The sequence below is a fragment of the Scandinavium manionii genome (assembly GCF_024764775.1).
Lineage (GTDB): Bacteria > Pseudomonadota > Gammaproteobacteria > Enterobacterales > Enterobacteriaceae > Scandinavium > Scandinavium manionii.
This window is the reverse complement of the sequence record NZ_JALIGC010000040.1, coordinates 394,582-419,616: the sequence shown is the minus strand read 5'-3', so window position 1 is coordinate 419,616 and position 25,035 is coordinate 394,582. Positions and strand designations below refer to the sequence as shown.

At 54.9% G+C, this 25,035-nt stretch carries 24 protein-coding genes; 9 read left to right on the top strand and 15 right to left on the bottom strand.

The genetic code is table 11. The features are described 5' to 3' along the window. Nucleotides 1-130 precede the first annotated feature (130 nt). The gene (gene dcuC / locus MUU51_RS19775) at nt 131-1,510 is read right to left on the bottom strand and encodes an anaerobic C4-dicarboxylate transporter DcuC (protein ID WP_258968417.1); all 1,380 of its coding nucleotides are present in this window, start codon (nt 1,508-1,510) and stop codon (nt 131-133) included. A gap of 331 nt (nt 1,511-1,841) precedes the next feature. On the opposite strand from dcuC, the gene MUU51_RS19770 reads away from it, so the two are divergent. From MUU51_RS19770 to cspE, 7 genes are all read left to right on the top strand, one after another. Further along, the gene (locus MUU51_RS19770; protein ID WP_309574239.1) at nt 1,842-2,237 is read left to right on the top strand and encodes a DUF2946 domain-containing protein; all 396 of its coding nucleotides are present in this window, start codon (nt 1,842-1,844) and stop codon (nt 2,235-2,237) included. A 56-nt stretch (nt 2,238-2,293) separates the two neighbouring features. After that, nucleotides 2,294-2,623, top strand: a complete 330-nt coding sequence (locus MUU51_RS19765) for a copper-binding protein (protein ID WP_159774277.1) — start codon at nt 2,294-2,296, stop codon at nt 2,621-2,623. Between the two features lie 13 nt (nt 2,624-2,636). After that, nucleotides 2,637-3,893 (top strand): TolC family protein, encoded by a 1,257-nt coding sequence (locus tag MUU51_RS19760; RefSeq protein WP_258968416.1) that lies wholly within the window; start codon nt 2,637-2,639, stop codon nt 3,891-3,893. Then, entirely contained in the window at nt 3,890-5,125 is a 1,236-nt protein-coding gene (locus MUU51_RS19755; protein ID WP_258968415.1) for an efflux RND transporter periplasmic adaptor subunit, read from the top strand. The genes MUU51_RS19760 and MUU51_RS19755 overlap by 4 nt, the downstream gene beginning before the upstream one ends. Then, the gene (locus MUU51_RS19750) at nt 5,122-8,238 is read left to right on the top strand and encodes an efflux RND transporter permease subunit (RefSeq protein ID WP_258968414.1); all 3,117 of its coding nucleotides are present in this window, start codon (nt 5,122-5,124) and stop codon (nt 8,236-8,238) included. The genes MUU51_RS19755 and MUU51_RS19750 overlap by 4 nt, the downstream gene beginning before the upstream one ends. 174 nt (nt 8,239-8,412) lie before the next feature. Beyond that, the gene (pagP, locus tag MUU51_RS19745) at nt 8,413-8,964 is read left to right on the top strand and encodes a lipid IV(A) palmitoyltransferase PagP (protein ID WP_258968620.1); all 552 of its coding nucleotides are present in this window, start codon (nt 8,413-8,415) and stop codon (nt 8,962-8,964) included. A gap of 191 nt (nt 8,965-9,155) precedes the next feature. Next, nucleotides 9,156-9,365, top strand: a complete 210-nt coding sequence (cspE, locus tag MUU51_RS19740; protein ID WP_004100146.1) for a transcription antiterminator/RNA stability regulator CspE — start codon at nt 9,156-9,158, stop codon at nt 9,363-9,365. Between the two features lie 90 nt (nt 9,366-9,455). On the opposite strand, the gene crcB is transcribed toward cspE, so the two are convergent. Then, entirely contained in the window at nt 9,456-9,833 is a 378-nt protein-coding gene (gene crcB, locus MUU51_RS19735; RefSeq protein WP_258968413.1) for a fluoride efflux transporter CrcB, read from the bottom strand. A gap of 87 nt (nt 9,834-9,920) precedes the next feature. Here crcB and MUU51_RS19730 point away from each other — a divergent pair, with 87 nt between their 5' ends. Next, nucleotides 9,921-10,709 carry a deaminated glutathione amidase gene (locus MUU51_RS19730; RefSeq protein ID WP_159774267.1) on the top strand — a complete coding sequence of 263 codons (789 nt, stop codon included), beginning with the start codon at nt 9,921-9,923 and terminating at the stop codon, nt 10,707-10,709. Nucleotides 10,710-10,836: 127 nt separating this feature from the next. Beyond that, nucleotides 10,837-11,040, top strand: coding sequence for a twin-arginine translocase subunit TatE (tatE, locus tag MUU51_RS19725; RefSeq protein ID WP_159774265.1), 204 nt, complete (start codon nt 10,837-10,839; stop codon nt 11,038-11,040). Between the two features lie 128 nt (nt 11,041-11,168). Here the strand turns inward: tatE and MUU51_RS19720 are convergent, their stop codons facing one another. The 13 genes from MUU51_RS19720 to nadD all read right to left on the bottom strand — a co-directional run bounded on the left by MUU51_RS19720 (nt 11,169) and on the right by nadD (nt 25,034). After that, entirely contained in the window at nt 11,169-12,527 is a 1,359-nt protein-coding gene (locus MUU51_RS19720) for an 8-oxoguanine deaminase (protein ID WP_258968412.1), read from the bottom strand. A gap of 82 nt (nt 12,528-12,609) precedes the next feature. After that, nucleotides 12,610-13,980 carry a uracil-xanthine permease family protein gene (locus MUU51_RS19715; protein ID WP_159774261.1) on the bottom strand — a complete coding sequence of 457 codons (1,371 nt, stop codon included), beginning with the start codon at nt 13,978-13,980 and terminating at the stop codon, nt 12,610-12,612. 247 nt (nt 13,981-14,227) lie between these two features. After that, nucleotides 14,228-15,193, bottom strand: coding sequence for a lipoyl synthase (lipA, locus tag MUU51_RS19710; protein ID WP_159774259.1), 966 nt, complete (start codon nt 15,191-15,193; stop codon nt 14,228-14,230). A gap of 209 nt (nt 15,194-15,402) precedes the next feature. Then, entirely contained in the window at nt 15,403-16,356 is a 954-nt protein-coding gene (locus tag MUU51_RS19705) for a YbeF family transcriptional regulator (protein WP_258968411.1), read from the bottom strand. Between the two features lie 300 nt (nt 16,357-16,656). After that, on the bottom strand, nt 16,657-17,298 hold the full coding sequence (gene lipB / locus MUU51_RS19700) for a lipoyl(octanoyl) transferase LipB (protein ID WP_159774255.1): 642 nt from the start codon (nt 17,296-17,298) through the stop codon (nt 16,657-16,659). 89 nt (nt 17,299-17,387) lie between these two features. Next, nucleotides 17,388-17,651 (bottom strand): DUF493 family protein YbeD, encoded by a 264-nt coding sequence (ybeD, locus tag MUU51_RS19695; RefSeq protein WP_097164602.1) that lies wholly within the window; start codon nt 17,649-17,651, stop codon nt 17,388-17,390. Between the two features lie 107 nt (nt 17,652-17,758). Continuing rightward, nucleotides 17,759-18,958 (bottom strand): D-alanyl-D-alanine carboxypeptidase DacA, encoded by a 1,200-nt coding sequence (gene dacA / locus MUU51_RS19690; protein WP_159774253.1) that lies wholly within the window; start codon nt 18,956-18,958, stop codon nt 17,759-17,761. Nucleotides 18,959-19,097: 139 nt separating this feature from the next. Continuing rightward, nucleotides 19,098-20,255 carry an endolytic peptidoglycan transglycosylase RlpA gene (rlpA, locus tag MUU51_RS19685; RefSeq protein WP_159774251.1) on the bottom strand — a complete coding sequence of 386 codons (1,158 nt, stop codon included), beginning with the start codon at nt 20,253-20,255 and terminating at the stop codon, nt 19,098-19,100. 16 nt (nt 20,256-20,271) lie between these two features. Then, nucleotides 20,272-21,384 carry a peptidoglycan glycosyltransferase MrdB gene (mrdB, locus tag MUU51_RS19680; RefSeq protein ID WP_110512399.1) on the bottom strand — a complete coding sequence of 371 codons (1,113 nt, stop codon included), beginning with the start codon at nt 21,382-21,384 and terminating at the stop codon, nt 20,272-20,274. Nucleotides 21,385-21,386: 2 nt separating this feature from the next. Continuing rightward, nucleotides 21,387-23,288 (bottom strand): peptidoglycan DD-transpeptidase MrdA, encoded by a 1,902-nt coding sequence (mrdA, locus tag MUU51_RS19675; protein ID WP_159774249.1) that lies wholly within the window; start codon nt 23,286-23,288, stop codon nt 21,387-21,389. Between the two features lie 27 nt (nt 23,289-23,315). Continuing rightward, complete coding sequence (rlmH, locus tag MUU51_RS19670) at nt 23,316-23,783, bottom strand: 23S rRNA (pseudouridine(1915)-N(3))-methyltransferase RlmH (RefSeq protein ID WP_110512401.1); 468 nt, start codon at nt 23,781-23,783, stop codon at nt 23,316-23,318. A 3-nt stretch (nt 23,784-23,786) separates the two neighbouring features. Then, entirely contained in the window at nt 23,787-24,104 is a 318-nt protein-coding gene (gene rsfS / locus MUU51_RS19665) for a ribosome silencing factor (protein ID WP_110512402.1), read from the bottom strand. Nucleotides 24,105-24,392: 288 nt separating this feature from the next. Continuing rightward, nucleotides 24,393-25,034: a nicotinate-nucleotide adenylyltransferase gene (gene nadD, locus MUU51_RS19660; protein WP_258968410.1), complete on the bottom strand. Its 642-nt coding sequence runs from the start codon at nt 25,032-25,034 to the stop codon at nt 24,393-24,395. Between the last annotated feature and the right edge of the window lies 1 nt (nt 25,035).

The window sequence follows — 25,035 nt, the reverse complement described above, 5'->3', positions numbered from 1 at the left end:
ATGAGGAATAAACAATGCGTTTATTTACATTAAAGGATAATAAAGCAAACAAAATTATTACAATTGATTCTCGGAAAGAGAAATAAAAAAGGGAAGCCGTGGCTTCCCTGTAATACTTTCTCGCGTGGAATTAGCCTGCAACGACGGACGCAGAAGCGACCATCAGTTCGGTGGCAATAATCACCACCACCAGACCGACCAGCACGGGAACGGAGGTGCGTTTCACCACTTCAAACGGTGAGATTTTTGCCATCCCTGACACCGCCACCACCACGCCGGACACCGGCGAAATGGTACGACCGAGGTTGGAAGCCTGCAGCATTGGAATCGACAGATACGCTGGGTTGATGCCGGAGCTGTGCGCCAGTTTCGGGATCATTTCGACGAAGGCGTAGAACGGCGCGTTCCCGGAACCGGTTGTCATCGCGGCCAGCATGGTCAGGATGACCAGCACCAGCATCAGAATGATACTGGCAGAACCGAATGAGGTCGCGATGGAAATCAGGCTGTCGATAAAGCCGATGGTGCTCAGACCTTGGGCAAATACGCCTGCCGCGACCAGCAGCATGACCACGCCGGCAAAAGCATCGGCCATCCCGCGGTAGGCCACTTCCAACCCGGAGAAGACTTTCTGAGTGTTAAAGCCGCGGAAGAATTCAAGAATCGCGGCCAGCAGCATACAGATAACCAGAATGGTGATGATGTGCAGCTCCGGGCCCCATTTGCCGTCAAAAATCAGCACGCCGATAATCGGAGTGAACGGCAAAATGGCGTAGAACGACGGCGCGTCGGTGGTGATTTCGCTGACGTCGAGCATCTCGTGGGAAATGTTCTCTTTCTTATCGAGATAGCGCTGCCAGAAGAAATGCGCCACGGCCATGCAGACAATCGCCGCAATGGAAATCGGCAGGGTAGTTTTGAAGGCGAAGTCGATCAGGGGCATTTCGGCCGCTTTTGCCGCCAGCACCACGTCCCCGGAGGTGGGGGACAGAATAATTGCTGCCGGAGAGGCGCAGATGGCTGCCGCCGCGCCGCGACTGATACCAACGTTAACCATCACCGGGAACAGTGTCCCCATCAGTAGCACGCCGAGGCCGGTGGCAGAAGAAACCGCCAGCGACATCAGACATGCCACGAAATACGCGGCAATCATCAGGATGTACGGCGAGTTTATGTAGCGCAGCGGTTTGGAGGTGAGTTTCACCACCATGTCGTTGGCCCCGATGTGGGTCATATAGGCCGCAAAGCCGCACAGCATCATAATCATCATGCCGAGGTCGCCGCCGCGGCTCATCAGCAGAATTTTTATATATTCGACGATATCGGTGGCGGAGTAGCCGGTGCTGCTGGCGCTGGCCGGCAGGATTTTGTGGCCCATCAGGGCGCTGGCAATTAGCAGTGCCAGGCCGCCGACAAACAGCACGCCCGTTGCGGAATAGCCTTTAATGATATAGCGAGCGACACCCGCAATGACGACCACTCCGATAAGGAGCTCAAACAACGTTAGCATGATGGATTCCTGTCTTCCTGATACCCAAAGAAAATTCTATCGAAAATGTTTTCAAAAAAAGAAGTCTGAAAATGTGCCCAATTAACGGTCAAAACTTACTGACTGAAATCAATAAACCGACAACCACGGCCTTCCTTGACGCCAAACCAAATCGGCTATCACATTATATATATTTATTTGATGAATGTTTCGTGTTCTGTTGATACGGAAATGAAACTAAAAAGTTAATCAAAATCAGCAGGTTCAGTCCGGAGTGTAAAGAGTTTAAAAATCGCTATCGGTAATAATTTTCCGCTGGGTATACTCGGGCCACTTTTTCTCTTCGGCACTGATGATGAACGCTCAATGGACATATCGCCTGTGTTTCTTCCGGCGGCATCTTGCGATGCTGCTGGTGGCGTTTGGCGTGTTGGTCCTGCAAAGCCAGCTGGCGCTGGCCTCTCATCAGTGTGACCTGAATCCGCTGGGTGACAGCGCGATGCTCCAGCATGTTGAGCATCAGGGCATGTCGTCGGTGGTGATGAAAACGCCGCTGTGTGAAAAACACTGCGTGCCGGACAGCGCCCAAAAAACTGGCGATCATCCGCCCGTCATCGCGCTGCCGACCACCGTCGCCCTGGCGGTGATCGAAACCCCTTGCCAGTCAGCCTCTCGATCTGACTGGACTCTCACCCCGCCCGCAGTGGGGCCACCGGCAACGATCCGTTTTTGCCGGTTCAGAGAATAAACACTCCCGATAACTCGCTTAATTTTCAACTTATTAACGATTATCTGGAGAACATCATGAAATTTCCACTTTCTACTGCGCTGTTAGGCGCGCTGATCGTCTTTGTCTTTTCCCCGGCGCAAGCCGCCGATTCCTCGTCCGTTGTTAACCAGGCCACCGTGGCCCCGGTCTATCACGTGAAGGGCGTCATCAACGCCATTTCCCCTAATGCCCTGACGCTGTCCCACGACGCGGTGCCCGAACTGCAATGGCCACCGATGACCATGCCGTTTGCGTTGGCGAAAAACCTTGTGCTGCCAGCGATCAAGGTCAGCGACCCGGTGGATTTCGATGTCAGTTTGATTGACGGCCGCTACGAAATTATCGCGCTGACTGTTCGTCACTAAGCCGGGGAAATCCATGAACAAACCAACGTTGAGCCTGTGGCTCGGCGGGGTGCTGTTTGCGCTCGTTCACGCGCCTGCTTATGCAGAAGCGTGGACGCTCGCCCAGACCCTGGCCGCCGCACGGGATTATTCCGCCGAGCTTTCGGCCAGTCGTAATGAAGCCAAAGCGCTCGAATCGATGGCCGATTCGGCCCGCGAATTGCCTGATCCAAAGCTGAAATTCGGCATTGAAAACGTCCCGGTGCAGGGCAATAACGATGCCCGCTTTACCCCGGAAGGCATGACTATGCAGAAGATTGGCATCATGCAGCGCTACGTCAGCGAAGAGAAACGCGACCGCAAAGCGCAAACGCTGCAGGCGCAGTCGCAAAGTGTGAATGCCCAGGCGCAAACCCTGCTGGCTAATCTCCAGCGCGACACCGCACAGGCGTGGCTGGATTTGGCGCTCTCCGAACAGGCGCTGAAGGCGGCCCGCACGCTGGTTAACGCAACTGAGCGCCAACTGGGCGTGCAGAAAGCCAGCGTCGGAGCGGGTTCGGCGGCGCCGGACAGCGTGCTGACGCTGCGCGTTGGCCTGATTGCGATGCGCGATAAAGTGACCGTCGCGGAACGCGATGTGCGTCTGGCACAGGCGAGGTTATTACAGCTGACCGGCGAGCAGGTGAGCGACGTCAGCGGGCCAATGCCAACGTGGCAGCGGCTTCCCGCCGATGAGGCCAGCCTGAATGAAGGGATCGCTCTACATCCGGAAGTGATCGCGGCGGCGCGACAGGCGAATACCGCCAAAGCCCGCTCGTCGGAATCAGCGATTGCGGCGATCCCGGATGTGGACGTGGAGGTTTATTACGCGCACCGCTCTGAGGATTACGACGATATGGCGGGGGTGATGTTTACCGTCGATTTACCGTTGTTCCAGTCAAAACGTCAGGACAAAGACCACGCGGCGGATGTATCACGCACGATGCAGGCCAACGATGAACTGGCGCTGACCACCCGTGCCCATGCGGCCCAGCTCAGCACCTTGATTGCCGAATATCAGGCGGCGCAAACCCTGTGGCTGCGCCAGCGTGACGACGTTCTGCCGTTGCAGCAACAGCGGGTGACACTGCTGAACGCACAGTATCGCGCAGGGCAATCGGACCTGACCGCGCTGCTGGCTGCCCGTCGTGACCTGCTCGACACCACGCTCGCCGCAAACCTTGCGGCAAAAACCGTGGCCCGTAACTGGGCCGCGATCCACTTCCTGATCCCGCAGGAGACTGCCCAGTGAAAAAATTGATTCTGACGACGCTGGCCGTTGCCGTTCTGATGGCGACGGGCGGCTATTACGCTGGTTCGCACGCTCAGGCTCAGCCTGGCGACACCGCAAAACCTGCGCGCCAAGTGCTCTACTGGTATGACCCTATGGTGCCGGGGCAGCGTTTTGATAAACCCGGTAAATCCCCGTTTATGGATATGCAGCTGGTGCCGCGCTACGCCGATGAAGGCCAGACGCAAACTGGGGTGAGCATCAGCCCGCAACAGCAGCAGAATCTGGGCATGGTGGTACAAACTGCACAGATGCGCAGTCTGGCTCCTGCGTTTCAGGCGTGGGCGACGGTCACCACCGACGAACGCAGCCTGCAAACCATTCCATCGCCCGCCAATGGGGTGGTCGAAAAGCTGTTCGTGCGCGCCCCGCAACAGTGGGTGAAGGCCGGTGAACCGCTGGCGCGATTGTGGATCCCGGCCTGGACCACCGCGCAGCAGGAGTATCTGGCGGTGCGCCAGTTGGGTGATGCGGCTCTGACGCGTGCGGCTCGCGAACGGCTGGCGCTGCAGTTTATGCCGGATTCTGTCGTGCGCCAGGTTGAGCGCAGCGGGCAGCCGCAAACGCGTCTCACGTTACGTGCCGAAAATGCGGGTTACGTAGCAAAACTCGATACCCGCGAAGGCGCGCAGGTGGCCGCCACCGCGCCGCTGTTTGAGCTGGCCCGTCTCGATCCGGTGTGGCTGGTGGTGGATTATCCGCAAAGTCAGGCGACGTCGCTGGCGGTCGGCAGCGATGTGACCGCCTCGTCCGACAGCTGGCCCGGCGACGCTTTTCACGGGCGGGTGAGCGAGTTGCTCCCGCAGCTCGAAACCACAACCCGCACCCTGAAAGCGCGCATCGTGTTGGATAACCCGCAGCAGAAGCTGAAACCGGGAATGTATCTGCGCGTGGCGCTGGCGCAGAAGCAGGCTTCCGCACCGGTGCTTGCGGTCCCGGAAGAGGCGCTGATCGCCACCGGCAGCAGTAATCGAGTGATTGTCGCCAGCGGAGAAGGACATTTCCAGGCGGTGAACGTCACGCCGGGTCTGAGTGCCGATGGCTGGACCGAAATCCGCCGCGGCCTGAAAGCAGGCGATCGGGTGGTGACCTCCGGGCAATTCCTGATTGATTCAGAAGCTAGCCTGCGCAGCGCGCTTCCGACTGCACCTGCCGATGAGCACGCCCATCACAGCGTGGAGGCCGGACAATGATTGCGGCTGTTATTCGTGGTGCTTTACGCAACCGTCTGCTGGTGATTATGGCGGCGATCGGCATGGCGATCTGGGGCGTGTGGTCGGTGCAGCGCGCGCCGCTCGATGCCTTGCCTGACCTTTCGGACGTACAGGTTATTGTGCGCGCAAGCTACCCGGGCAAAGCGCCGCAGGTAATTGAAGATCAGGTCACCTGGCCGTTGACGACGACCATGCTGTCGGTACCGGGCGCAAAAACCGTGCGCGGCTTTTCGATGTTTGGTGACGCCTACGTGTACGTGCTGTTTGAAGACGGTACCGATCTGTATTGGGCACGCTCGCGGGTGCTGGAGTATTTAAGTCAGATCCAGTCGCAGCTGCCGGAAGGCGTGAAGGCAGAGCTGGGGCCGGATGCCACCGGCGTGGGCTGGATTTATGAATATGCGTTGGTCGATAAGAGCGGCAAACACAGCCTCGCGGACCTGCGCGCGCTTCAGGACTGGACGCTGAAGTACGAACTGAAAACGGTGCCGAATGTATCCGAAGTCGCCAGCGTCGGTGGCATGGTGCGTCAGTATCAGGTGGTGGTCAATCCTGACCGGTTGCGGGCGCTCAACGTGACTCATCAGCAGTTGGTGACGGCACTCAAAGCGGCGAACCAGGAGAGCGGCGGCGCCGTGGTTGAAATGGGCGAAGCCGAATATATGGTGCGGACCACCGGTTACCTGAAAACGCTCGATGATTTTCGTCATGTGGTGATTGCCAGTCGCGAAGGCGTGCCGGTGATGCTGTCAGATGTGGCGAGGGTGCAAATTGGGCCAGAAATCCGGCGCGGTGTGGCTGAACTGAACGGCGAGGGCGAAGTGGCGGGCGGCATCATCGTGATGCGCTACGGTAAGAACGCGCTCGACACGCTGCACGCGGTGAAAGCCAAACTTGTCAGCCTGCAAAAAACGCTACCGGAAGGTGTGGAAATTGTGCCGGTATACGACCGTTCGGGGCTTATCGAAAACGCCATCGACACGCTGACCCATAAACTCATTGAGGAGTTTATCGTGGTGGCGCTGGTCTGCACGCTGTTCCTGTTTCATTTCCGCTCGGCGCTGGTGGCGATTGTGTCGTTGCCATTGGGCATTCTCGGCGCGTTTATCGTTATGCATTATCAGGGCATCAACGCCAATATCATGTCGCTCGGGGGAATTGCGATCGCCATCGGCGCGATGGTCGATGCGGCGATTGTGATGATCGAGAATATGCACAAAGTGCTGGAACAGTGGCGACACGATAATCCGGGTAAACAGCCGGATTACTGGCATCTTGCGGAGAAGGCGGCGGTGGAAGTCGGGCCCGCGCTGTTCTGCAGTTTGCTTATCATTACGCTGTCGTTCATCCCGGTGTTTTCACTGCAGGCCCAGGAAGGGCGGATGTTTTCCCCGCTGGCGTTCACCAAAACCTGGTCAATGGCGATGGCGGCTGGGCTTGGGATCACCCTGATCCCGGTACTGATGGGCTATTTTATCCGCGGGAAGATCCCGGATGAAAATGCCAACCCGATTAATCGATGGCTGATCCGCGCCTATGAGCCGCTTCTGGATAAGGTGCTGGCCAGACCGAAAACCACGCTGGTTCTGGCGGTGGCGCTGCTGGCGCTGACGCTGTGGCCGCTCAGTCGGCTGGGCAGCGAATTTATGCCGCCGCTCGACGAGGGTGACCTGTTGTATATGCCGTCCACATTGCCGGGCATTTCGGTGCGCGAGGCCAGTCGATTACTGCAACAGACCGATCGCCTGATAAAAACGGTGCCTGAAGTCGAAAGCGTGTTCGGCAAAGCGGGCAGGGCGGACACCGCCACCGATCCCGCGCCGCTGACGATGCTGGAAACCACTATCCACTTCAAACCTCGCGACCAGTGGAGACCGGGCATGACCACCGCGAAGCTCATCGAAGAGCTGGATAAAACGGTGCAGGTGCCGGGAATTGCCAATGTGTGGGTGCCGCCCATTCGCAATCGCCTGGATATGCTGGCGACCGGGATTAAAAGCCCGGTGGGCATCAAGGTGAACGGCAACAATCTGGCTGACATTGAGCGCGTTGCGCGCGAGATTGAACAGGTGGTGAAAAACGTGCCCGGTGTGACCTCCGCGCTGGCGGAGCGGCTTTCTGGCGGTCGCTATGTCGATATCGCGATTAACCGTCAGCAGGCTGCGCGTTATGGGGTATCGGTGCAGGAATTGCAATCGTTAGTCAGCACGCTGGTCGGGGGGGAAAATGTCGGGCAGACGCTCGAAGGGCGCGAGCGCTTCCCGATTAACGTCCGCTATCCACGGGATTTGCGTGACAACGTTGAGAAACTGCGCCAGCTTCCGGTGGTGACGGCTAACGGTAGTCAGGTGACGCTCGGGGAGCTGGCGGAGGTCAACATCAGCGAAGGTCCGCCGATGCTTAAGAGCGAGAACGCGCGGCTATCGAACTGGATTTATGTCGACCTGCGCGGGCGTGACCTTAAATCTGCCGTTGAGGAAATGCAGCAGCGCGTTTCGCAACAGGTAAAACTGCCACAGGGTGTTTCACTCGCCTGGTCCGGACAATTTGAATATCTTGAGCGTGCGATAGCCAAACTGGAAATAGTTTTACCGGTGACGCTGATGATTATTTTTGTGCTGCTTTGGCTGACTTTTCGTCGTATTTCCGACGTGTTATTGATCATGGGGACGTTACCGTTTTCGCTGATTGGTGGCGTCTGGTTGCTATGGCTGCTGGGATATAATTTATCGGTAGCAAGTGCTGTCGGGTTTATTGCCCTGGCTGGCGTGGCCGCAGAGTTTGGCGTTATTATGGTACTGTATCTCAATACCGCGTTGACCAAATATCGAGGCAATGTCGATGAAATGGATAACGGTTCTCTGCTGCGGGCTATTCATGAAGGCGCAGTGCTTCGCGTTCGTCCAAAGGTGATGACCGTGGCAACCATTATGGCGGGTCTGTTGCCTATCATGTGGGGAAGCGGAACCGGGTCCGAAGTCATGAGCCGTATTGCCGCGCCAATGATTGGTGGAATGATTACCGCGCCGCTGTTGTCGATGTTGGTTATTCCAGCGGTTTATAAATTAGGACACCACAATAAACGAGAGTAATCTTAGTTATTTTTCCATTAAAAAACATATTCAGCGCCCATCCGGTGCTGAATTTTCGTCGTCATAAAAAGACTATTCCGCTTCTGTTAAGGTTTTATTAATTTTAAGCTTGTTATTCTGTTCTGGTATGAACTACAAGTGGTTATTTTTGTGGCTAAATTTATTAAACTCCTGATGCTTGCAGGGGTATTAACAAGTCAAGTGTTATGTGCCTCTTTCGCAAAGGCAAATATGACTTCAACGGTCAGTGATGCTTTTTCGACACTCGGGGATAATATTGCGCAAACCTGGGCGTCACCTGAGCATTACGACTTGTACGTTCCCTCTGTTACCTGGCACGCGCGTTTTGCCTATGACAAAGAGAAGACAGACAAGTATAACGAGCGTCCGTGGGGGGCGGGTTTTGGTCAGTCGCGGTGGGATGATAAAGGCAACTGGCACGGTCTGTATCTGATGGTCTTTAAGGACTCTTTCAACAAATGGGAACCAATAGGTGGCTACGGCTGGGAGAAAACCTGGCGTCCGCTATCAGATGATAACGTCCATTTGGGACTCGGCTATACCGTCGGGGCCACTGCGCGCGACAACTGGAACTACATTCCCATTCCGGTGGTGCTTCCGCTGGCTTCTGTCGGTTATGGCCCGGTTACATTCCAGATGACTTACATTCCAGGGACTTATAACAACGGGAACGTCTATTTTGCGTGGATGCGTTTCCAGTTCTAGTGTACAAAAGATGGGATTCACAGCGGTGGTGTTTGCGTCGTGTGCAAAAACAACGACTAACTCTCAGCTTCAATAAAATTTAGCGACTTTTATCACTTTTTCGTTAAGTTAAGCTGGACAAAACGCACCACAATTGCTGTACTGTTAGCCGACACAGCATTTGTGTCCATTTTCATGTAAAGGTAATATTGATGTCTAAGATTAAAGGTAACGTTAAGTGGTTTAATGAGTCCAAAGGCTTTGGTTTCATTACTCCGGAAGATGGCAGCAAAGATGTATTCGTACACTTCTCTGCAATCCAGTCCAACGGTTTCAAAACTCTGGCCGAAGGCCAGCGTGTAGAGTTCGAAATCACTAACGGTGCCAAAGGCCCATCTGCTGCAAACGTAATGCCTATCTAAGCATTTCGACAGTAGAATACAAAAACCCGTCAATGACGGGTTTTTTTTTGCCTGCTGTTTAACCAGGTTGTCTAGCGGGGCAGAAAAACGCTAGCGTGCCACCGAGAAAATCCACATAGCGGCGGCCGTCATCGCAAACGATCCGAGCACGTTAATAGCCACGTTCAGCAGCGCCCAGCCAAAACGCCCATCCTGCAATAAAAACACCACTTCCGCCGAAAAGGTTGAGAAGGTGGTCAAACCGCCGCAAAAGCCCGTCGTGATAAGCAGTTTCCACATGGGATCAATGTGCGTCATTCGATTGAACCACGCCAGACCAGCACCGATGATAAACGCCCCCAATAGGTTTGCGGTTAATGTGCCAACAGGAATCGCATGGTGCATTGGGTTTAAGCGCATCCCCAGCACCCAACGCAGCACGCTCCCGGTTCCGCCGCCTATAAAAACTGCTAAAAGTATTTGTAACACCGCCAATTCCTGCTATTTGAATACTGAAGATATCATCTTAGCGCCGGGCTTCGTTTATGGCTACGGCAAGAAACATGCGGAGACACTATGCGCGTTGCTGCAGGACAATTTGCTGTTACCCCAGACTGGCCAACGAATGCCCGGACCTGCGTATCATTGATGCGGCAGGCAGCGGAGGCGCAGACGGCGCTGCTGGTGCTGCCTGAGGCGTTGTTAGCCCGGGACGATAATGACCCGGATATGTCGGTAAAATCGGCTCAGACGCTCGACGGCGATTTTTTACGGCTATTACTGGATGAGAGCCGTCATAACAGCATGACCACGGTCCTGACCATCCACGTTCCCACCACCGAAGGGCGGGCGGCCAACACGCTGGTAGCACTGCGCAGCGGCGAGATTATTGCCCAGTACCAGAAGCTGCACTTGTATGACGCGTTCAGTATTCAGGAATCAAAGCGCGTTGATGCCGGAAACGCGTTGCCGCCGCTGATTGAGGTCGACGGCGTGAAAATTGGCCTGATGACCTGTTATGACCTGCGATTCCCTGAAATCGCGCTGGCGCATGCCTTGCAGGGCGCAGAGGTGCTGGTATTGCCGGCGGCGTGGGTGCGTGGGCCGCTGAAGGAGCATCACTGGGCGACGCTGTTGGCGGCGAGAGCACTGGATACCACCTGTTACATCGTGGCGGCCGGGGAGTGCGGCAACAAAAACATTGGGCAAAGCCGGGTGATGGATCCGCTTGGGGTCACCCTGGCTGGTGCGGGTTATGCCCGGCAGCTCATTTTTGCCGACATCAGTCTCGAGGTTTTGCAACAGGTGCGAGCGCAATTACCGGTACTTAAAAACCGTCGCTTTGCGCCACCGCAAATAATGTGATGTTTTTTTAATCAATGCTTGATTCACCTTGTTACAGATTGCTATTGTGTGCCCTCGCTAAATGACCGTTAATTAGCTACGGTTTTGTTGGCGCGTTTTGTAGCCTGTTTTAATCAAGAAGGTATCTATGGGTGAGATTAGTATTACCAAACTGCTGGTGGTTGCTGCACTGATTGTCCTGGTGTTTGGTACCAAGAAATTGCGTACGCTGGGCGGAGACCTGGGGTCTGCAATCAAAGGCTTTAAGAAAGCCATGAACGAAGACGACACCAGCGCCAGGAAAAGTGCTGAAGAGGACGTCCCGGCAGAAAAACTCTCTCATAAAGAGTAACGGCGCAGCCAGAAACGACGTGCAGTAGCCGTTTGCTCACGCAGGTCATTTCGCCCACGCTAACGAGTTAGCCAGAGAGGCCACAACAGGTTCCGTTGCGGCCTCTTGTCATTTTAGCGCTCGCCTCATTAGAAAGTTGCAACCAACTGTTTCGCCGCTTCGCGGTGCTGCGCTTTCAAACGTTCGCAATCGAGCCCGCAAATTTCACCGTCGACCACTCGCCATTCTCCGCCCACCATGACCCGATCGGCACGATCTGCGCCACACAGGATCATCGCTGAAAGCGGATCGTGGCTGCCGCTAAAACGCAGATCGTCCAGACGGAACAGCGCCAGATCGGCCTGTTTGCCCACGCGAATTTCCCCGAGATCGGACCGCCCTAACAGACGCGCAGAACCTTCTGTCGCCCAGCCGAGGACTTTTTGCGGCGTGATGCGTTTTGCGCCGTAGCGTAAACGTTGAAGATACAGCGCTTGACGGGTTTCAAACATCAGGCTGGAAGCGTCGTTTGAGGCCGAACCGTCAACGCCGAGGCCAATAATCGCCCCGGCCTCTTCCAGGTCGAGCGTTGGGCAAATGCCGGATGCCAGACGCATATTCGACACCGGGCAATGGCAAATCCCGACACCCGCTGCGCCGAGGCGCTGAATTTCATCGACATTGAAATGAATGCCGTGCGCAAGCCAGGTTCTGTCGCTCAGCCAGCCGACTTTCTCCAGATAATCGACGGTTCGCAGGCCAAAACGCGCCAGACAAAAATCTTCTTCGTCGAGGGTTTCCGCCAGATGGGTATGCAGCCGGACATCTTCCACCGCGGCCAGACGCGCACTTTCCTGCATGATTTCTTCGGTGACTGAAAACGGTGAGCATGGGGCGAGGGCAATCTGAATGCGTGCCCCTTCGCCACGCTGATGATAGCGACGAATCAGGCGCAGACTGTCTTCGAGAATAGCCTCACCCGATTGCACCGTGTGCTGCGGCGGCAAGCCGCCGTCATTTTCACCGAGGCTCATTGAGCCGCGGGTCAGCATCGCGCGCATCCCTAGCTCATTCACGACTTCTACCTGCACATCAATGGCGTTTTCCATCCCTTCCGGGAACAGGTAATGGTGATCGCTGGTGGTGGTGCAGCCGGAAAGCAGCAGCTCAGCCATTGCAACCTGACTCGCTAGCTTCAGCGCATCCGGCGTCAGCCGCGCCCACACCGGATAGAGCGTTTTCAGCCACGGAAATAGCGGTTCATTGACGACGGGCGCCCAGGCGCGGGTCAGGGTCTGATAAAAGTGGTGATGAGTATTGATAAGCCCCGGCAGCACAACGTGCTCGCGCGCATCGAAAACGGCGTCGCAGGGTTGGATTGGGCTTGCACCGGCCGTGAGAAGGGCCCTGATTTTGCCGTCTTCGACGATAATGCCCCCTCGGGCATCCACGTCGTCCGGGGTGAAAATGGCTTGCGGGTTTTTGATCCAGATCCGGCTAGCGCACATCGCTAACTCCTCCTGTTAATGAATGAGAGAGTCAGCTCAGTTATGCCCTGTCTGCTGATCCAGGGGCGCGTAGTGCACGGTGTTATTTTTCGACTGCAGGCAGACTGGCTGCGCTGGCATCACTACGTTCTGCGGGCAGAACCAGATTGAGCAGCATCGCCATCAAACCACCGCTGGTGATTGCGGAACCAAACAGGCTTTTGCACACCGGCGGCAGATGACTCAGAAATTCCGGCTCGGCCTCCACGCCCAGGCCAATGCCAAACGATACGGCGATAATCAGCATGTCACGACGGGTCAGCGGCGACTGGGTCATGATGCGAATTCCGGCGGCCAGCACGCTGCCAAACATCACCAGCGTCGCGCCGCCCAATACCGGGGCAGGAATTTGCTGCACCACGGCACCAAACACCGGGAACAGCCCGAGCAACGCCAGCAGGGCACCAATCCAGATACCGACGTGGCGGCTGGCGACACCGGTCATCTGAATCACGCCGTTGTTCTGCGCGAAGGTGGTGCTCGGCAGGGCAGAGAACATCGCCGCCAGAATGCAGCTCACGCCGTCGGCGAGAATGCCGCCCTTTAGACGTGCCACGTAACGCTCGCCTTCAATCGGCTGGCGGGATAACAGGCAGTTGGCGGTGAGGTCTCCGACCGCTTCCAGAATGCTGATAAGAGAGATCAGCGCCAACGGTAAAAAGAGGCTGTAGTCGAAATCGAAGCCGAAACGGAAGGGCTGCGGCAGAGCAATCCACGCCTGGTTGTAAGGCTGCCAGCTCAGTTTGCCGCTAAACCACGCGGCGATGCAGCCGATAGCTATCCCAAGAATGACTGCGCCCAGACGCAGCCAGCGGCTCTGCGCGCGGCTGAACAGCACGATTGTACCGAGCGTCAGCAGGCCGAGCAGCAAATTGCCCGGTGCGCCGAAATCTTTCACATTATGGCCGCCGCCCCAGTCGGTGATGCTGACTTTAATCAGGCTGATCCCAATCAGGCAAACCACAGTGCCGCTAACCAGCGGAGTGATAACCTTGCGAAGCTGGCCGAGAAAACGGCTGACCACCACCGGTATAAAGGCGGCAACCATCGTCAGGCCGAAAATCATCGCCATGATTTGCTCTGGCCCACCACCTTTGCTTTTGACGCTAAACCCGGCGGCGAGAATAACGCTCAGAAACGCAAAGCTGGTGCCTTGCAGGCAGATCATGCCCGCACCAATCCCGAAAAAGCGCCTCGCTTGCAGGAACGTGCCGATGCCGGAAACAATCAGCGACATGCTGATAAGCCACGGCAAATAAGCATTGAGGCCCAGCACCGAACCGACGATGAGTGGCGGGGTAATTATCCCAACCAGGCTCGCAAGCACGTGCTGTAGTGCGGTTAAAAATGCCGGAAGCGGGGCGGGTTTATCTTCCAGACCGTAAATCAGATCGCCAGGTTCTTGTGCAGACATAGGGCCACTCCTTCTTTTCTCGATAAGAAGGTAATGCATGAAACGATCCAGAAATTAAAAGAGAGAGTGAAATGAAGCAAGACCTGTGGTTTTCGCTTATTGAAAGGAAAACGCGGGCGTCAGGCTGTGAGCCAAAAGTTTCATTGATAAATATTTGCACCGTGATGGTGCTAAAAGGCAGTAGGATTGCGCCAAAATAAAGAGGCCGCGGCGATAACGCGGCGGCCTGTGTGCTCAGCGGCAAAGGTTATTTAACTTCAAGACCTTTGGCTTGCAGATCGGCGTGGTAGGAAGAACGCACGAAAGGACCACAAGCGGCATGGGTGAAGCCCATCGCCAGTGCTTCAGCTTTCATCTCTTCGAACTCATCCGGACTGACGTAGCGCTGAACCGGCAGGTGGTGACGGCTTGGCTGCAGATACTGACCGAGAGTCAGCATGGTCACGCCGTGGCGACGCAGGTCGCGCATAACTTCGATGATTTCGGCGTTGGTTTCACCCAGACCGACCATCAGACCTGACTTGGTTGGGATCTCAGGATGCGCTTCTTTAAAACGTTCCAGTAGCTTCAGGGACCAGTTATAGTCAGCGCCGGGACGAACCTGGCGGTACACGCGCGGCACGTTTTCCAGGTTGTGGTTGAACACATCCGGTGGTGTGGCGGTGAGAATGTCCAGCGCACGATCCATACGTCCTCGGAAATCCGGGACCAGGGTTTCGATTTTGATGGTTGGGTTTTTCTCACGAATGGCGTCGATGCAGTCCGCAAAGTGCTGTGCACCACCGTCGCGCAAATCGTCACGGTCAACGGAGGTAATTACCACGTAGCGCAGCCCCATGTCGGCGATGGTCTGTGCGAGCTTCTGCGGTTCGTTGGCGTCCGGCGCAACAGGGCGACCATGAGCAACGTCGCAGAACGGGCAACGGCGGGTGCAAATCGCACCGAGGATCATAAAGGTGGCCGTTCCGTGGTTAAAACATTCCGCGAGGTTAGGGCAAGAGGCTTCTTCGCACACCGAGTGCAGGCCATTTTTGCGCATCGCAGCCTTGATACCCTGAATACGGGTCGAGTCGGCCGGAAGTTTGATTTTCATCCATTCCGGTTTTCTCAGCAGCGCTTCGCGCTCGGTAGCCACATTTTTAACCGGGATAAGGGCCATTTTATCGGCATCGCGGTACTTAACACCGCGTTCCATCACAATGGGTTTACTCATAGCGTGCGTGTTCCAGTTGCGGGTAACGAAGAAAGCGTTTCAATTCAAGGAAATGTTGTATTTATCAACTATTTTTGAATTAGACGGCTGGCAGTATAGCATTAATCAGGGTGATAAAGCAGCCTGCCAGCCGGCAATTTGTAAACCAGATGTTGCTTTATGTGCTTATTGACGAGCAAAGCAGCAGAATGGGGCGGATTTTACGTCTCTCAGAATGCCTGGCGAATAGCGGTGATAACACTTTGTAGCACCGGGTCACGCATGCTGAGTTTATTGTAATGCAGTGAAAATTCGACCGATTCTTCACGTAGCGGCGCGAAATCAACAACCCGAAGCGGCCAGCAACGAGAGAACAACGTGAAGAATCGCGCAGGCATTAACCCGACAAGATCGCTGCTGCCAATCAACGCGGCAATGGTCACAAGGTTGTAACTGCTGAAGCTGATGTGTCGCTCAGGGAACATCTCATGCATGCGCTTACGCAGTTCTGTGTGTGAGGCACTTTCCATCATCAGCAACGTATATTCGTAACGGCTCAGCGATTCTACGCCAGGCGGCATTTTCAGGAGCGGGTGACCTTCGCGAGCTACCAGTACCACTTTGTCGCTATAAAGTACGTGATGGCTTAACGCCCGCGTGCTGTGCGGGTTGCTGTCGATAATCAAATCGGTCTGGAACTGGCTCAGTTGAAGGCCAACGTCGGTAACCGGAATGTTGCGCAGCAGCAGCTGTGGGAATTTATCTTTGATGGTTTGATAAATGGCGGGCATAACCACTGCTCCGACCGTCGGCGAAGTACCGATGGTGATCGTGCGCTGTTTGTCATAGCTGCCGGTCAAATCTAATGCGCCAAGGATCGATTCCAGACCCTGGCTGATGTATTCGTGCAAATGCGTGGCGTAGGCGGTGGGGGTTACGCCCTGGCCTTTGCGGATGAAAAGCGGGTCAGGAAATATAGTGCGCAACTTCTGAATTGATTGGCTAATAGCGGAAGGAGTGAGATTCAGAATTTTCGCAGCATTAACGATGCCTTTATGCACATATACAGCCTCAAAAATCGTCAGCAAATTGAGGTCGATATTTCGCAGAGTTCGGAAGATTTGCGGGGTATCACTCTCAAGGCGAAGATTTATTCGGCTTTCCGGCTTTTCGTTATATTCCACACTTGTGCTCCGTATTCATTCACAATATGAATGATAGTTGAAAAAATATTTATTGTTATTATGCTTTTGAGAGGCACTTTTACGCGGAGACAGGATTTACTTCATTTTGAACAATGAGTTAGATCTCGAACTGCGGAGCCGCCTTGTTTTTCTGGTGGTGTGTTAACGTAAATTTTTGTATGCGACGAAGTTTTTTCCGTCGAGCGCAGAAAAAATATAGAAAGTTGTGAATAATGTAAAGGAAAACGAGGCGAAAGAGCCCTGGACCCGACAAAATATCAGGCCCAAGTGGATAATATATTAAGCAGCAATATATTTATGGGGTGGATTGTTTAGCAGTGCTAAAAATTTCGACACCAAAACGGGGGAAATATTTTCCGGTTTTGCCTCTGCATACCATTGCTGCATTTGCGTCATTTCCATCCCCGCATAACCGCAAGGGTTAATGCGTAAAAAGGGCGATAAATCCATGGCGACATTCAGCGCCAACCCGTGAAATGAACAGCCTTTTCGGATGCGTAACCCCAGCGAACAAATTTTCTGCTCACCGACATATACCCCGGGTGCATCGGCACGCGGATGCGACTCGATTCCAAATTCAGCCAGCGTGTTGACCACCGTCTGTTCCAACAGCGTTACCAGCTCACGCACCCCAAGCTTACGGCGTTTTAAATCTAACAGGACGTACATCACCTGCTGGCCGGGTCCGTGATAGGTCACCTGACCACCGCGATCGCTCTGAACGACCGGAATGTCACCGGGAACCAGCACATGCTCCGCTTTGCCAGCCTGACCCTGCGTAAAGACAGGTTGATGCTCAACCAGCCAGATTTCGTCTGGGGTAGTTTCATCACGGCGGTCGGTAAAGTCATGCATCGCCTGAGAAACAGGCTCATAGGGTTGTACGCCAAGCTGGCGGACGAGGAGGGTGTTCAGATCCAAAACGACATCTCCGCGGGACGGGAAAACATGGGCGAAGAGTATATCACAGCGCGGGAAAGGAATTGCCCGGAGAGCTCCGGGCAACAGGGTTACAGCACCATACGAACGATTTCGATATTCCCCAGCTCTTCGTACAGGGTTTCGACCTGCTCGATGTGGGTGGCGTTAATGGTGATGGACACCGAGTGGTAGTTGCCTTTGCTGCTCGGTTTTACCTGCGGAGAGTAATCACCTGGCGCATGGCGCTGCACCACTTCCACCACCTGGTCAACCAGCTCAGGCTTCGCCAGACCCATTACCTTGTAGGTAAATGAAGTAGGGAATTCAAGCAGTTCGTTAAGTTTGGTTTTCATGTCAGCTCCGGTGGTTTAAAAAGAACTGCTCCCGCGCAGGGCACGGGAGCAGTTATTGTCATGCTAAGTATATGGGGATGGAAATCACACTTTCAAGTGTGTAATTTTTAACCAAACCAGTGGTGGAACATTAATTTAATGTAATCAATGATCTTACCGAAGAAGTTACCTTCAGGAATTTCTTGCAGCACCACCAGTGGACGCTGTTCGATAGTTTTACCATCGAGCTGGAAGTTAATGGTGCCGACAACCTGGTTTTTCTGCAGTGGGGCGTGCAGTTCCACGTTGTTCAACGTGTAGCTGGCTTTCAGGTCTTTCATGCGACCACGTGGAATCGTCAGGTATACGTCTTTATCTACACCAAGGGAGGCGCGATCGTTGTCACCAAACCAGGCTGGCTCAGAGGCAAACTCTTTACCTGCTTTCAGGGGATTCACGGTTTCGAAGAAGCGGAAGCCCCAGGTCAGCAGCTTTTTGCTCTCGGTTTCACGGCCTTTATAAGTACGACCGCCCATTACCGCAGAGATCAGACGCATCTGTCCTTCGGTTGCCGATGCCACGAGGTTGTAGCCCGCTTTGTCAGTATGGCCGGTTTTGATGCCGTCGACCTGCAGGCTGTTGTCCCACAGTAAACCGTTACGGTTCATCTGGCGGATGCCGTTGAAGGTGAATTCTTTCTCTTTGTAGATGGTGTATTCGTTTGGCACGTCGCGGATCAGCGACTGACCAATCATCGCCATATCGCGCGCGGAGCTGTACTGACCATCTGCGTCCAGGCCGTGAACGGTCTGGAAGTGGGAGTTTTTCAGGCCCAGGGCATTAACATAGCTGTTCATCAGGCCAACGAAGGCATCCTGGCTGCCGGCGACGTAGTCGGCCATTGCCACACAGGCGTCGTTACCGGACTGCAGGTTAATCCCGCGAATCAGCTGAGAAACGGGGACCTGCATGCCTGGTTTCAGGAACATCAGGGATGAACCTTTGAAGACGGGGTTACCGGTGGCCCATGCGTCGGTACCGACAGTGACCAGGTCAGATTCTTTGAATTTACCCGCTTTCATTGCCTGACCGATGACGTAGCTGGTCATCATTTTGGTCAGACTTGCTGGGTCACGGCGTTCGTCAGCGTTCTGCTCGGCCAGGACTTTGCCTGAGTTGTAGTCGATCAGAATGTAGGATTCCGCATCGATCTGCGGAACGCCTGGGATCATGGTTTTGATGTTCAGGTCATCAGCGTGGGCTGCGGAGGTCAGTGCCGCGACGGACAGAGCCGTGATAAGTAAACGAGCAGAAAAAGAGGTCTTCATGGTCAGAACAACGACATCCGTGATGAGTTAAAAAAAGTGCCTAACTATAGCAAATGCAAGGGAGCCCGGCATCCAGCAATGCGTATGAGAGTGTTAATGGTTTTAACATACGCAGTGCGCGGAGGATGCCAGTCCTGTTTTAGTTGGCGCGAGTAATAAATGACTGTAATTGCGCCTCGCTTTGCAGGCGCTGTTGTACGGTGCTGGCTTCGGTCTTGTTGCTGAACGGCCCTAACTGAATACGCCAGACGGCGCCGTTCTGCATGACGCGACCGGGCACAGAAAACTGCTGGCTCAGACGCTGCTGATATTGCTGCGCACGGGCCTGGTCACTCACTGCACCGACCTGAACCACATAGCTGCCGCTGGCGGCCGTAGAGGCTGCGGCTGCAGGTGCAGCGGTTGGCGCAACGCTTCCCTGAGTGGAACCCGGTGCCGTCACCGGGGCGCTTTGTGTCGGCGCCGGTTGCACAGCGGTCGACTGGACTGCCGGCTGAGCGGCAGGCTGTGCCGCCGGCGCGCTGCTTTCCAGTACACCGTTGTTCAGCGTGGTCGGTGCGCCAAGGAAGCCACTGCTGTTAACCGGTGCACCGGTGGCGTCTTCCGGTTTCAGCGTGTCATTACTGATGGCACGCACGTCGCTTTGCGGCGTCGCATCCTGCGGCGTTGACGATACGCTTCCCATGCCGCCATTCAAATCCGGGCGAGCGGGCAGGGCGTAAGTTTGTTTCGCAATGGTGGTACAGGCGGTACCCGGGCCGGACATCGTTCCGTCCTGTGCCACGATAATCGGGTCAATCCGCACTTTGGTATTGTTCGACGTATTCAGGCGATCGGCGGCGGCGCGAGAAAGGGAGATCACACGATCGTTGCCGTAAGGGCCACGATCGTTTATGCGCACGATAAGCATGCGGCCATTCGCCAGGTTGGTGATTCGCGCATAGCTCGGCACCGGCAGCGTTGGATGTGCGGCGGTCAGCTGCGTGGCATCAAAGGGTTCGCCTGACGCGGTAAGGTTACTGCCTGGCTCGGCGTCATAAATTGCGGCCAGACCCACCTGACTAAAGTTCGACGGATCCAGCACAATTTTGAAATTCTTCCCGTCACGCTGATAGTCCTGATTCACTGACGGATTCAGGGGTTCAAAGCGCGGGTCAGCACCACTTATTTCTACAACAGGACCATTACAGACCGCCGGTGTCGGTGCGGTGACGGTCTGCTGTTGTTGCCCATCATCACTCGAACACGCTGCCAGTAAGCCAGCTGCGATGCAGATCCCAAGCCATTGTTTACGCATCTTTGCGCACCCCTTCTTATACGCTTTTCGACAACATTTTTCTGTGGGTGTGTATCGACATGACGATACCAAACCCGGCCATCAGTACGATCAGAGCAGAGCCCCCATAGCTGACTAGCGGCAACGGTACGCCAACTACTGGCAGGATCCCACTCACCATACCAATATTTACGAAGACATAAACGAATAAAATCAACATTAAGCCACCGGCCATGACGCGGCCGAAAGTGGTTTGCGCCTGGGCGGCAATCCACAATCCGCGCATGATCAGCAGGACGTAGAGTGCCAACAATACCAGGAAGCCTATCAGGCCCAGTTCTTCTGCCAGTACCGCGAAGATAAAGTCAGTATGGCGCTCGGGCAAGAACTCCAGCTGTGACTGGGTGCCGTGCAGCCAACCTTTACCGCGCAGGCCGCCGGAGCCTATGGCAATTTTAGACTGAATAATGTGGTAGCCCGCACCCAGCGGATCGGTTTCCGGGTCGAGCAGCATCATCACGCGCTGGCGTTGATAGTCGTGCATCAGGAAGAACCAGAGGATCGGTATGAAGGCGGCGACCATCAGCACGGCGACGCCAATCAGACGCCAGCTCAGACCCGCGAGGAACAGAACGAACAGGCCAGACAGCGCAATCAGAATCGAGGTGCCGAGGTCCGGCTGTGCGGCAACCAGCAGTGTTGGCAGGAAAATCAGTATCAGCGCAATGGCGGTATTTTTGAGCGTAGGCGGGCAGACGTCACGGTTAATGAAGCGAGCCACCATCAGTGGTACGGCGATTTTCGCAATCTCTGAGGGCTGAAAACGGACAACGCCTAAATCCAGCCAGCGCTGAGCCCCTTTAGAGATAGCCCCGAAGGCGTCCACCGCGACCAGCAGAACAATACAGAAGATATAGAGCCATGGGGCCCAGCCTTCGTAAACACGTGGCGGAATTTGCGCCATTACCACCATGATCACGACACCCATCGCAATCTGGCCGATTTTACGTTCCATCATGCCCATATCCTGGCCGCTGGCACTCCAGATAACCAGCGCACTGTAGGTCAACAGCGCCAGCAGGATAAGCAGCATGGTCGGGTCAAGGTGGATTTTGTCCCACATCGATCGTTTGTTCGGATTATCCGTCATTGTTATTGGTCCTCCGCGGCTGCGGCTGCCGGGTTTTCTGCCGGCAGTACGGTGTTGTTATCACCGAGCATAATGTGGTCGAGAATTTGACGCATGAGTGTCCCGACTGCAGGGCCTGCGCCGCCGTTTTCGAGGATTATCGCTACCGCCACTCTCGGATTGTCATATGGCGCAAACGCGGTCATCAGTTTGTGGTCACGTAGACGTTCCGCAATGCGGTGGGCGTTATAGGTTTCGTTGGCTTTCAGACCAAAGACCTGAGCAGTACCGGATTTCGCGGCGACTTTATACGGTGCGCCCGCAAAGTATTTATGCGCGGTCCCGTTTGGACGGTTGGCCACGCCGTACATCCCGTCTTTGGCAATTTCCCAGAAGCCAGAGTGCACGTCGCCAACCGGGGCTTCGTGAGGCTGATCCCAGGGTACCTGTTTCCCATTTTCAGCGGTGCTCATCAGCAGGTGAGGCACTTTCACAACGCCGTCGTTAATCAGGATCATCAACGCTTTGCTCATCTGAATCGGCGTGGCTGTCCAGTAGCCCTGGCCGATCCCGACCGGAATGGTGTCACCCTGGTACCACGGTTTCTTAAAGCGTTTCAGTTTCCATTCACGGGTTGGCATGTTGCCGGAGCGCTCTTCGGAGAGATCGATTCCGGTGTAGTGGCCGTAGCCAAACTTGCCCATCCACTCTGAAAGGCGGTCGATGCCCATGTCATAGGCGACCTGATAGAAGAAGGTATCCGCAGATTCTTCCAGCGCTTTGGTGACGTTCAGGTGGCCGTGGCCCCATCTTTTCCAGTCACGATAGCGTTTGTCAGAGCCTGGCAGCTGCCACCAGCCCGGGTCAAACAGGCCGGTATTGCGGGTGATCACGCCAGCCGTCAATGCGGAGACTGCCACGTACGGTTTTACCGTTGACGCGGGAGGATAAACACCCTGCGTGGCGCGGTTAACCAGTGGCGTATTCGGGTCGTTCAACAGACCGGAATAATCTTTGCTGGAGATGCCGTCCACAAAAAGGTTCGGATCATAGCTTGGCATTGAAACCAGCGCGAGGATGCCGCCAGAACGAGGATCGGTGACCACTACAGCTGCACGGCTGCCCGCCAACAGGGTTTCAATATACTGCTGTAACTGCAGGTCCAGCGTCAGATGGATATCATGTCCGGCGGTTGGCGAGACTTCTTTCAGCTGACGGATAACGCGGCCGCGGTTGTTAACTTCAACCTCTTCGTAACCGGTCTGTCCATGCAGCACGTCTTCGTAATAGCGCTCAATGCCCAGCTTACCGATATCGTGGGTCGCGGCGTAGTTGGCGATTTTGCCTTCTTTATCGAGGCGTTCAACGTCTTTGTCATTGATTTTTGAGACGTAGCCGATCACATGCGTCAGCGCGGAGCCGTAAGGATAGTAGCGACGCTTATAGCCTTTCACTTCCACGCCTGGGAAACGGTACTGATTCACCGCAAAACGGGCGACCTGAACTTCTGTCAGGTTAACTTTCACCGGAATGGAGGTGAAACGGTGAGAGCGGGCGCGCTCTTTCTTGAAGTTGACGATATCGTCGTCGGTAAGGTCGATCACGCTTCGCAGATCGTTCAACGTTTGCTGGAGGTTATCGACCTTTTCTGGCATCAGTTCTAACTGATAAATGGTACGGTTCAACGCCAGCGGAGTGCCGTTGCGGTCATAGATAATGCCGCGGCTCGGTGGGATTGGCACCAGCTTGATGCGGTTTTCGTTGGAGCGGGTCTGGTAGTCTGTAAAGCGGACAATCTGCAGATTATAGAGGTTAACAACCAGCACGCCGCTGAGCGCTAAAATGCCCAAAAATGCGATTACCGCCCGGCGCACAAACAGCGCGGACTCAGCCGTGTAGTCGCGAAAAGAATTCTGTAATTTCATCCGCTGCTTAATCTAACCTGGTCATCATTACTCGCGGTGGTAAGGGTGGTTGGTGGTAATACTCCACGCCCGATAAAGGCTTTCTGCAACCAGCACGCGTACCAACGGGTGAGGGAGAGTGAGCGAGGAGAGCGACCAACTTTGTTCTGCGGCAGCTTTACAGGCAGGGGATAACCCCTCCGGGCCACCGATCAGCAGACTGACGTCACGCCCATCCTGTTTCCAGCGCTCAAGCTCATGGGCCAGCTGCGGTGTATCCCACGGTTTTCCGGGGATATCCAGCGTGACAATGCGATTTTTGCCGGCCGCAGCCAGCATCAATTCACCTTCTTTCTCCAGAATGCGAGCAATATCGGCATTCTTACCGCGTTTACCAGCAGGAATTTCCACCAGTTCGAACGGCATATCTCGGGGAAAGCGGCGCAGATATTCCGTGAAACCGGTCTGAACCCAGTCCGGCATTTTGGTTCCCACGGCAATGAGCTGCAGCTTCACGCATTAACCCCAGAGTTTTTCCAGTTCATACAGGCGACGGCTTTCTTCCTGCATAACGTGAACAATCACTTCGCCGAGATCAACCACAACCCAGTCAGCGACATTTTCGCCTTCTACACCCAGCGGGTACAAACCTGCTGCGCGAGATTCCTGGACAACGTGATCGGCAATGGACACCACATGGCGGGTGGACGTACCGGTGCAGATGATCATGCAGTCGGTGATACTGGATTTGCCGTGAACATCGATAGTGATGATGTCCTGGCCCTTAAGGTCGTCGATTTTGTCGATGACAAAATCCTGAAGTTCTTTACCTTGCAAGTTTCCCCCTGGTCAGGTGATGAAAAATATAAACAGCCCGTAAGTATACCTGAAACCAGGACGAATTCGGACAAATGTCGCCTGCCGGACAGTACCGGCGCGCTATCATCCCACCCAATGGCCATGATTGCATCGCCATTTTTGTAAAACAATTTCTGTAAATCAGTGTGGTGGGATAAGTCTGGCTGCGGAGAATAACAGCCTGTCAGGGGGTGTCAATGGTCTGAAGGGAGGTTGGCGATGAAAACAGGAATATCGCAGACTTTACGCGCAGTAAGCCCCGGAATGTTATTGGTAAAGCCCTTGTTCATGGATATAACGCAGCACTGACTGCGGCAACATTTCGTCGCAGGACTCGCCCTGCTGGAGGCGCTCGCGAATCAGCGTGGCGGAAATATTGAACCAGGGGGTTTCAGCGATGTAAATTTTCCCTGCGGGAGTGCGGTGTAAATCATCCGCGCTGATCGTCAGATGGCGATCCAGCCAATGCTGATGCGCTTCCTCTTTCATCGCCATCGGATAGCCTGGACGACGGCACACCAACAGGTGCGCATTATCCAGAATGCTTTCGTAGTCGTGCCATGACGGGAAGTTGATCAGCGAGTCTTGACCAATAATAAAGGCTAACGGCTGCGTTGGACCCTGTTCCCGACGCCATTCGCGCAGCGTTTCCGATGTGTAAGAACGCGTATCGCGGCGCAGTTCACGTTCATCGAGTTCAAACAGGGGCTTATCGGCGATAGCCAGCTCCAGCATTTCGGTACGCTGGGCGCTGGTCGCTTCCGGCTGCGGACGATGCGGCGGAACGTTGTTCGGCATGATGATGACCTTCGACAGGCCAATCAGGTTTGCCAGAATTTCGACCGGCTTGAGGTGACCATAATGTACGGGGTCAAATGTGCCGCCGTAGAGTGCCTTTAACGCCGTCATA

Excerpts from the sequence above, each read along its gene's own strand:
- dcuC (WP_258968417.1), bottom strand. The coding sequence starts at position 1,510 with ATGCTAACGTTGTTTGAGCTCCTTATCGGAGTGGTCGTCATTGCGGGT.
- MUU51_RS19770 (WP_309574239.1), top strand. The coding sequence starts at position 1,842 with ATGATGAACGCTCAATGGACATATCGCCTGTGTTTCTTCCGGCGGCAT.
- MUU51_RS19765 (WP_159774277.1), top strand. The coding sequence starts at position 2,294 with ATGAAATTTCCACTTTCTACTGCGCTGTTAGGCGCGCTGATCGTCTTT.
- MUU51_RS19760 (WP_258968416.1), top strand. The coding sequence starts at position 2,637 with ATGAACAAACCAACGTTGAGCCTGTGGCTCGGCGGGGTGCTGTTTGCG.
- MUU51_RS19750 (WP_258968414.1), top strand. The coding sequence starts at position 5,122 with ATGATTGCGGCTGTTATTCGTGGTGCTTTACGCAACCGTCTGCTGGTG.
- pagP (WP_258968620.1), top strand. The coding sequence starts at position 8,413 with ATGCTTGCAGGGGTATTAACAAGTCAAGTGTTATGTGCCTCTTTCGCA.
- cspE (WP_004100146.1), top strand. The coding sequence starts at position 9,156 with ATGTCTAAGATTAAAGGTAACGTTAAGTGGTTTAATGAGTCCAAAGGC.
- MUU51_RS19730 (WP_159774267.1), top strand. The coding sequence starts at position 9,921 with ATGCGCGTTGCTGCAGGACAATTTGCTGTTACCCCAGACTGGCCAACG.
- tatE (WP_159774265.1), top strand. The coding sequence starts at position 10,837 with ATGGGTGAGATTAGTATTACCAAACTGCTGGTGGTTGCTGCACTGATT.
- MUU51_RS19720 (WP_258968412.1), bottom strand. The coding sequence starts at position 12,527 with ATGTGCGCTAGCCGGATCTGGATCAAAAACCCGCAAGCCATTTTCACC.
- MUU51_RS19715 (WP_159774261.1), bottom strand. The coding sequence starts at position 13,980 with ATGTCTGCACAAGAACCTGGCGATCTGATTTACGGTCTGGAAGATAAA.
- lipA (WP_159774259.1), bottom strand. The coding sequence starts at position 15,193 with ATGAGTAAACCCATTGTGATGGAACGCGGTGTTAAGTACCGCGATGCC.
- ybeD (WP_097164602.1), bottom strand. The coding sequence starts at position 17,651 with ATGAAAACCAAACTTAACGAACTGCTTGAATTCCCTACTTCATTTACC.
- dacA (WP_159774253.1), bottom strand. The coding sequence starts at position 18,958 with ATGAAGACCTCTTTTTCTGCTCGTTTACTTATCACGGCTCTGTCCGTC.
- rlpA (WP_159774251.1), bottom strand. The coding sequence starts at position 20,255 with ATGCGTAAACAATGGCTTGGGATCTGCATCGCAGCTGGCTTACTGGCA.
- mrdB (WP_110512399.1), bottom strand. The coding sequence starts at position 21,384 with ATGACGGATAATCCGAACAAACGATCGATGTGGGACAAAATCCACCTT.
- mrdA (WP_159774249.1), bottom strand. The coding sequence starts at position 23,288 with ATGAAATTACAGAATTCTTTTCGCGACTACACGGCTGAGTCCGCGCTG.
- nadD (WP_258968410.1), bottom strand. The coding sequence starts at position 25,034 with ATGACGGCGTTAAAGGCACTCTACGGCGGCACATTTGACCCCGTACAT.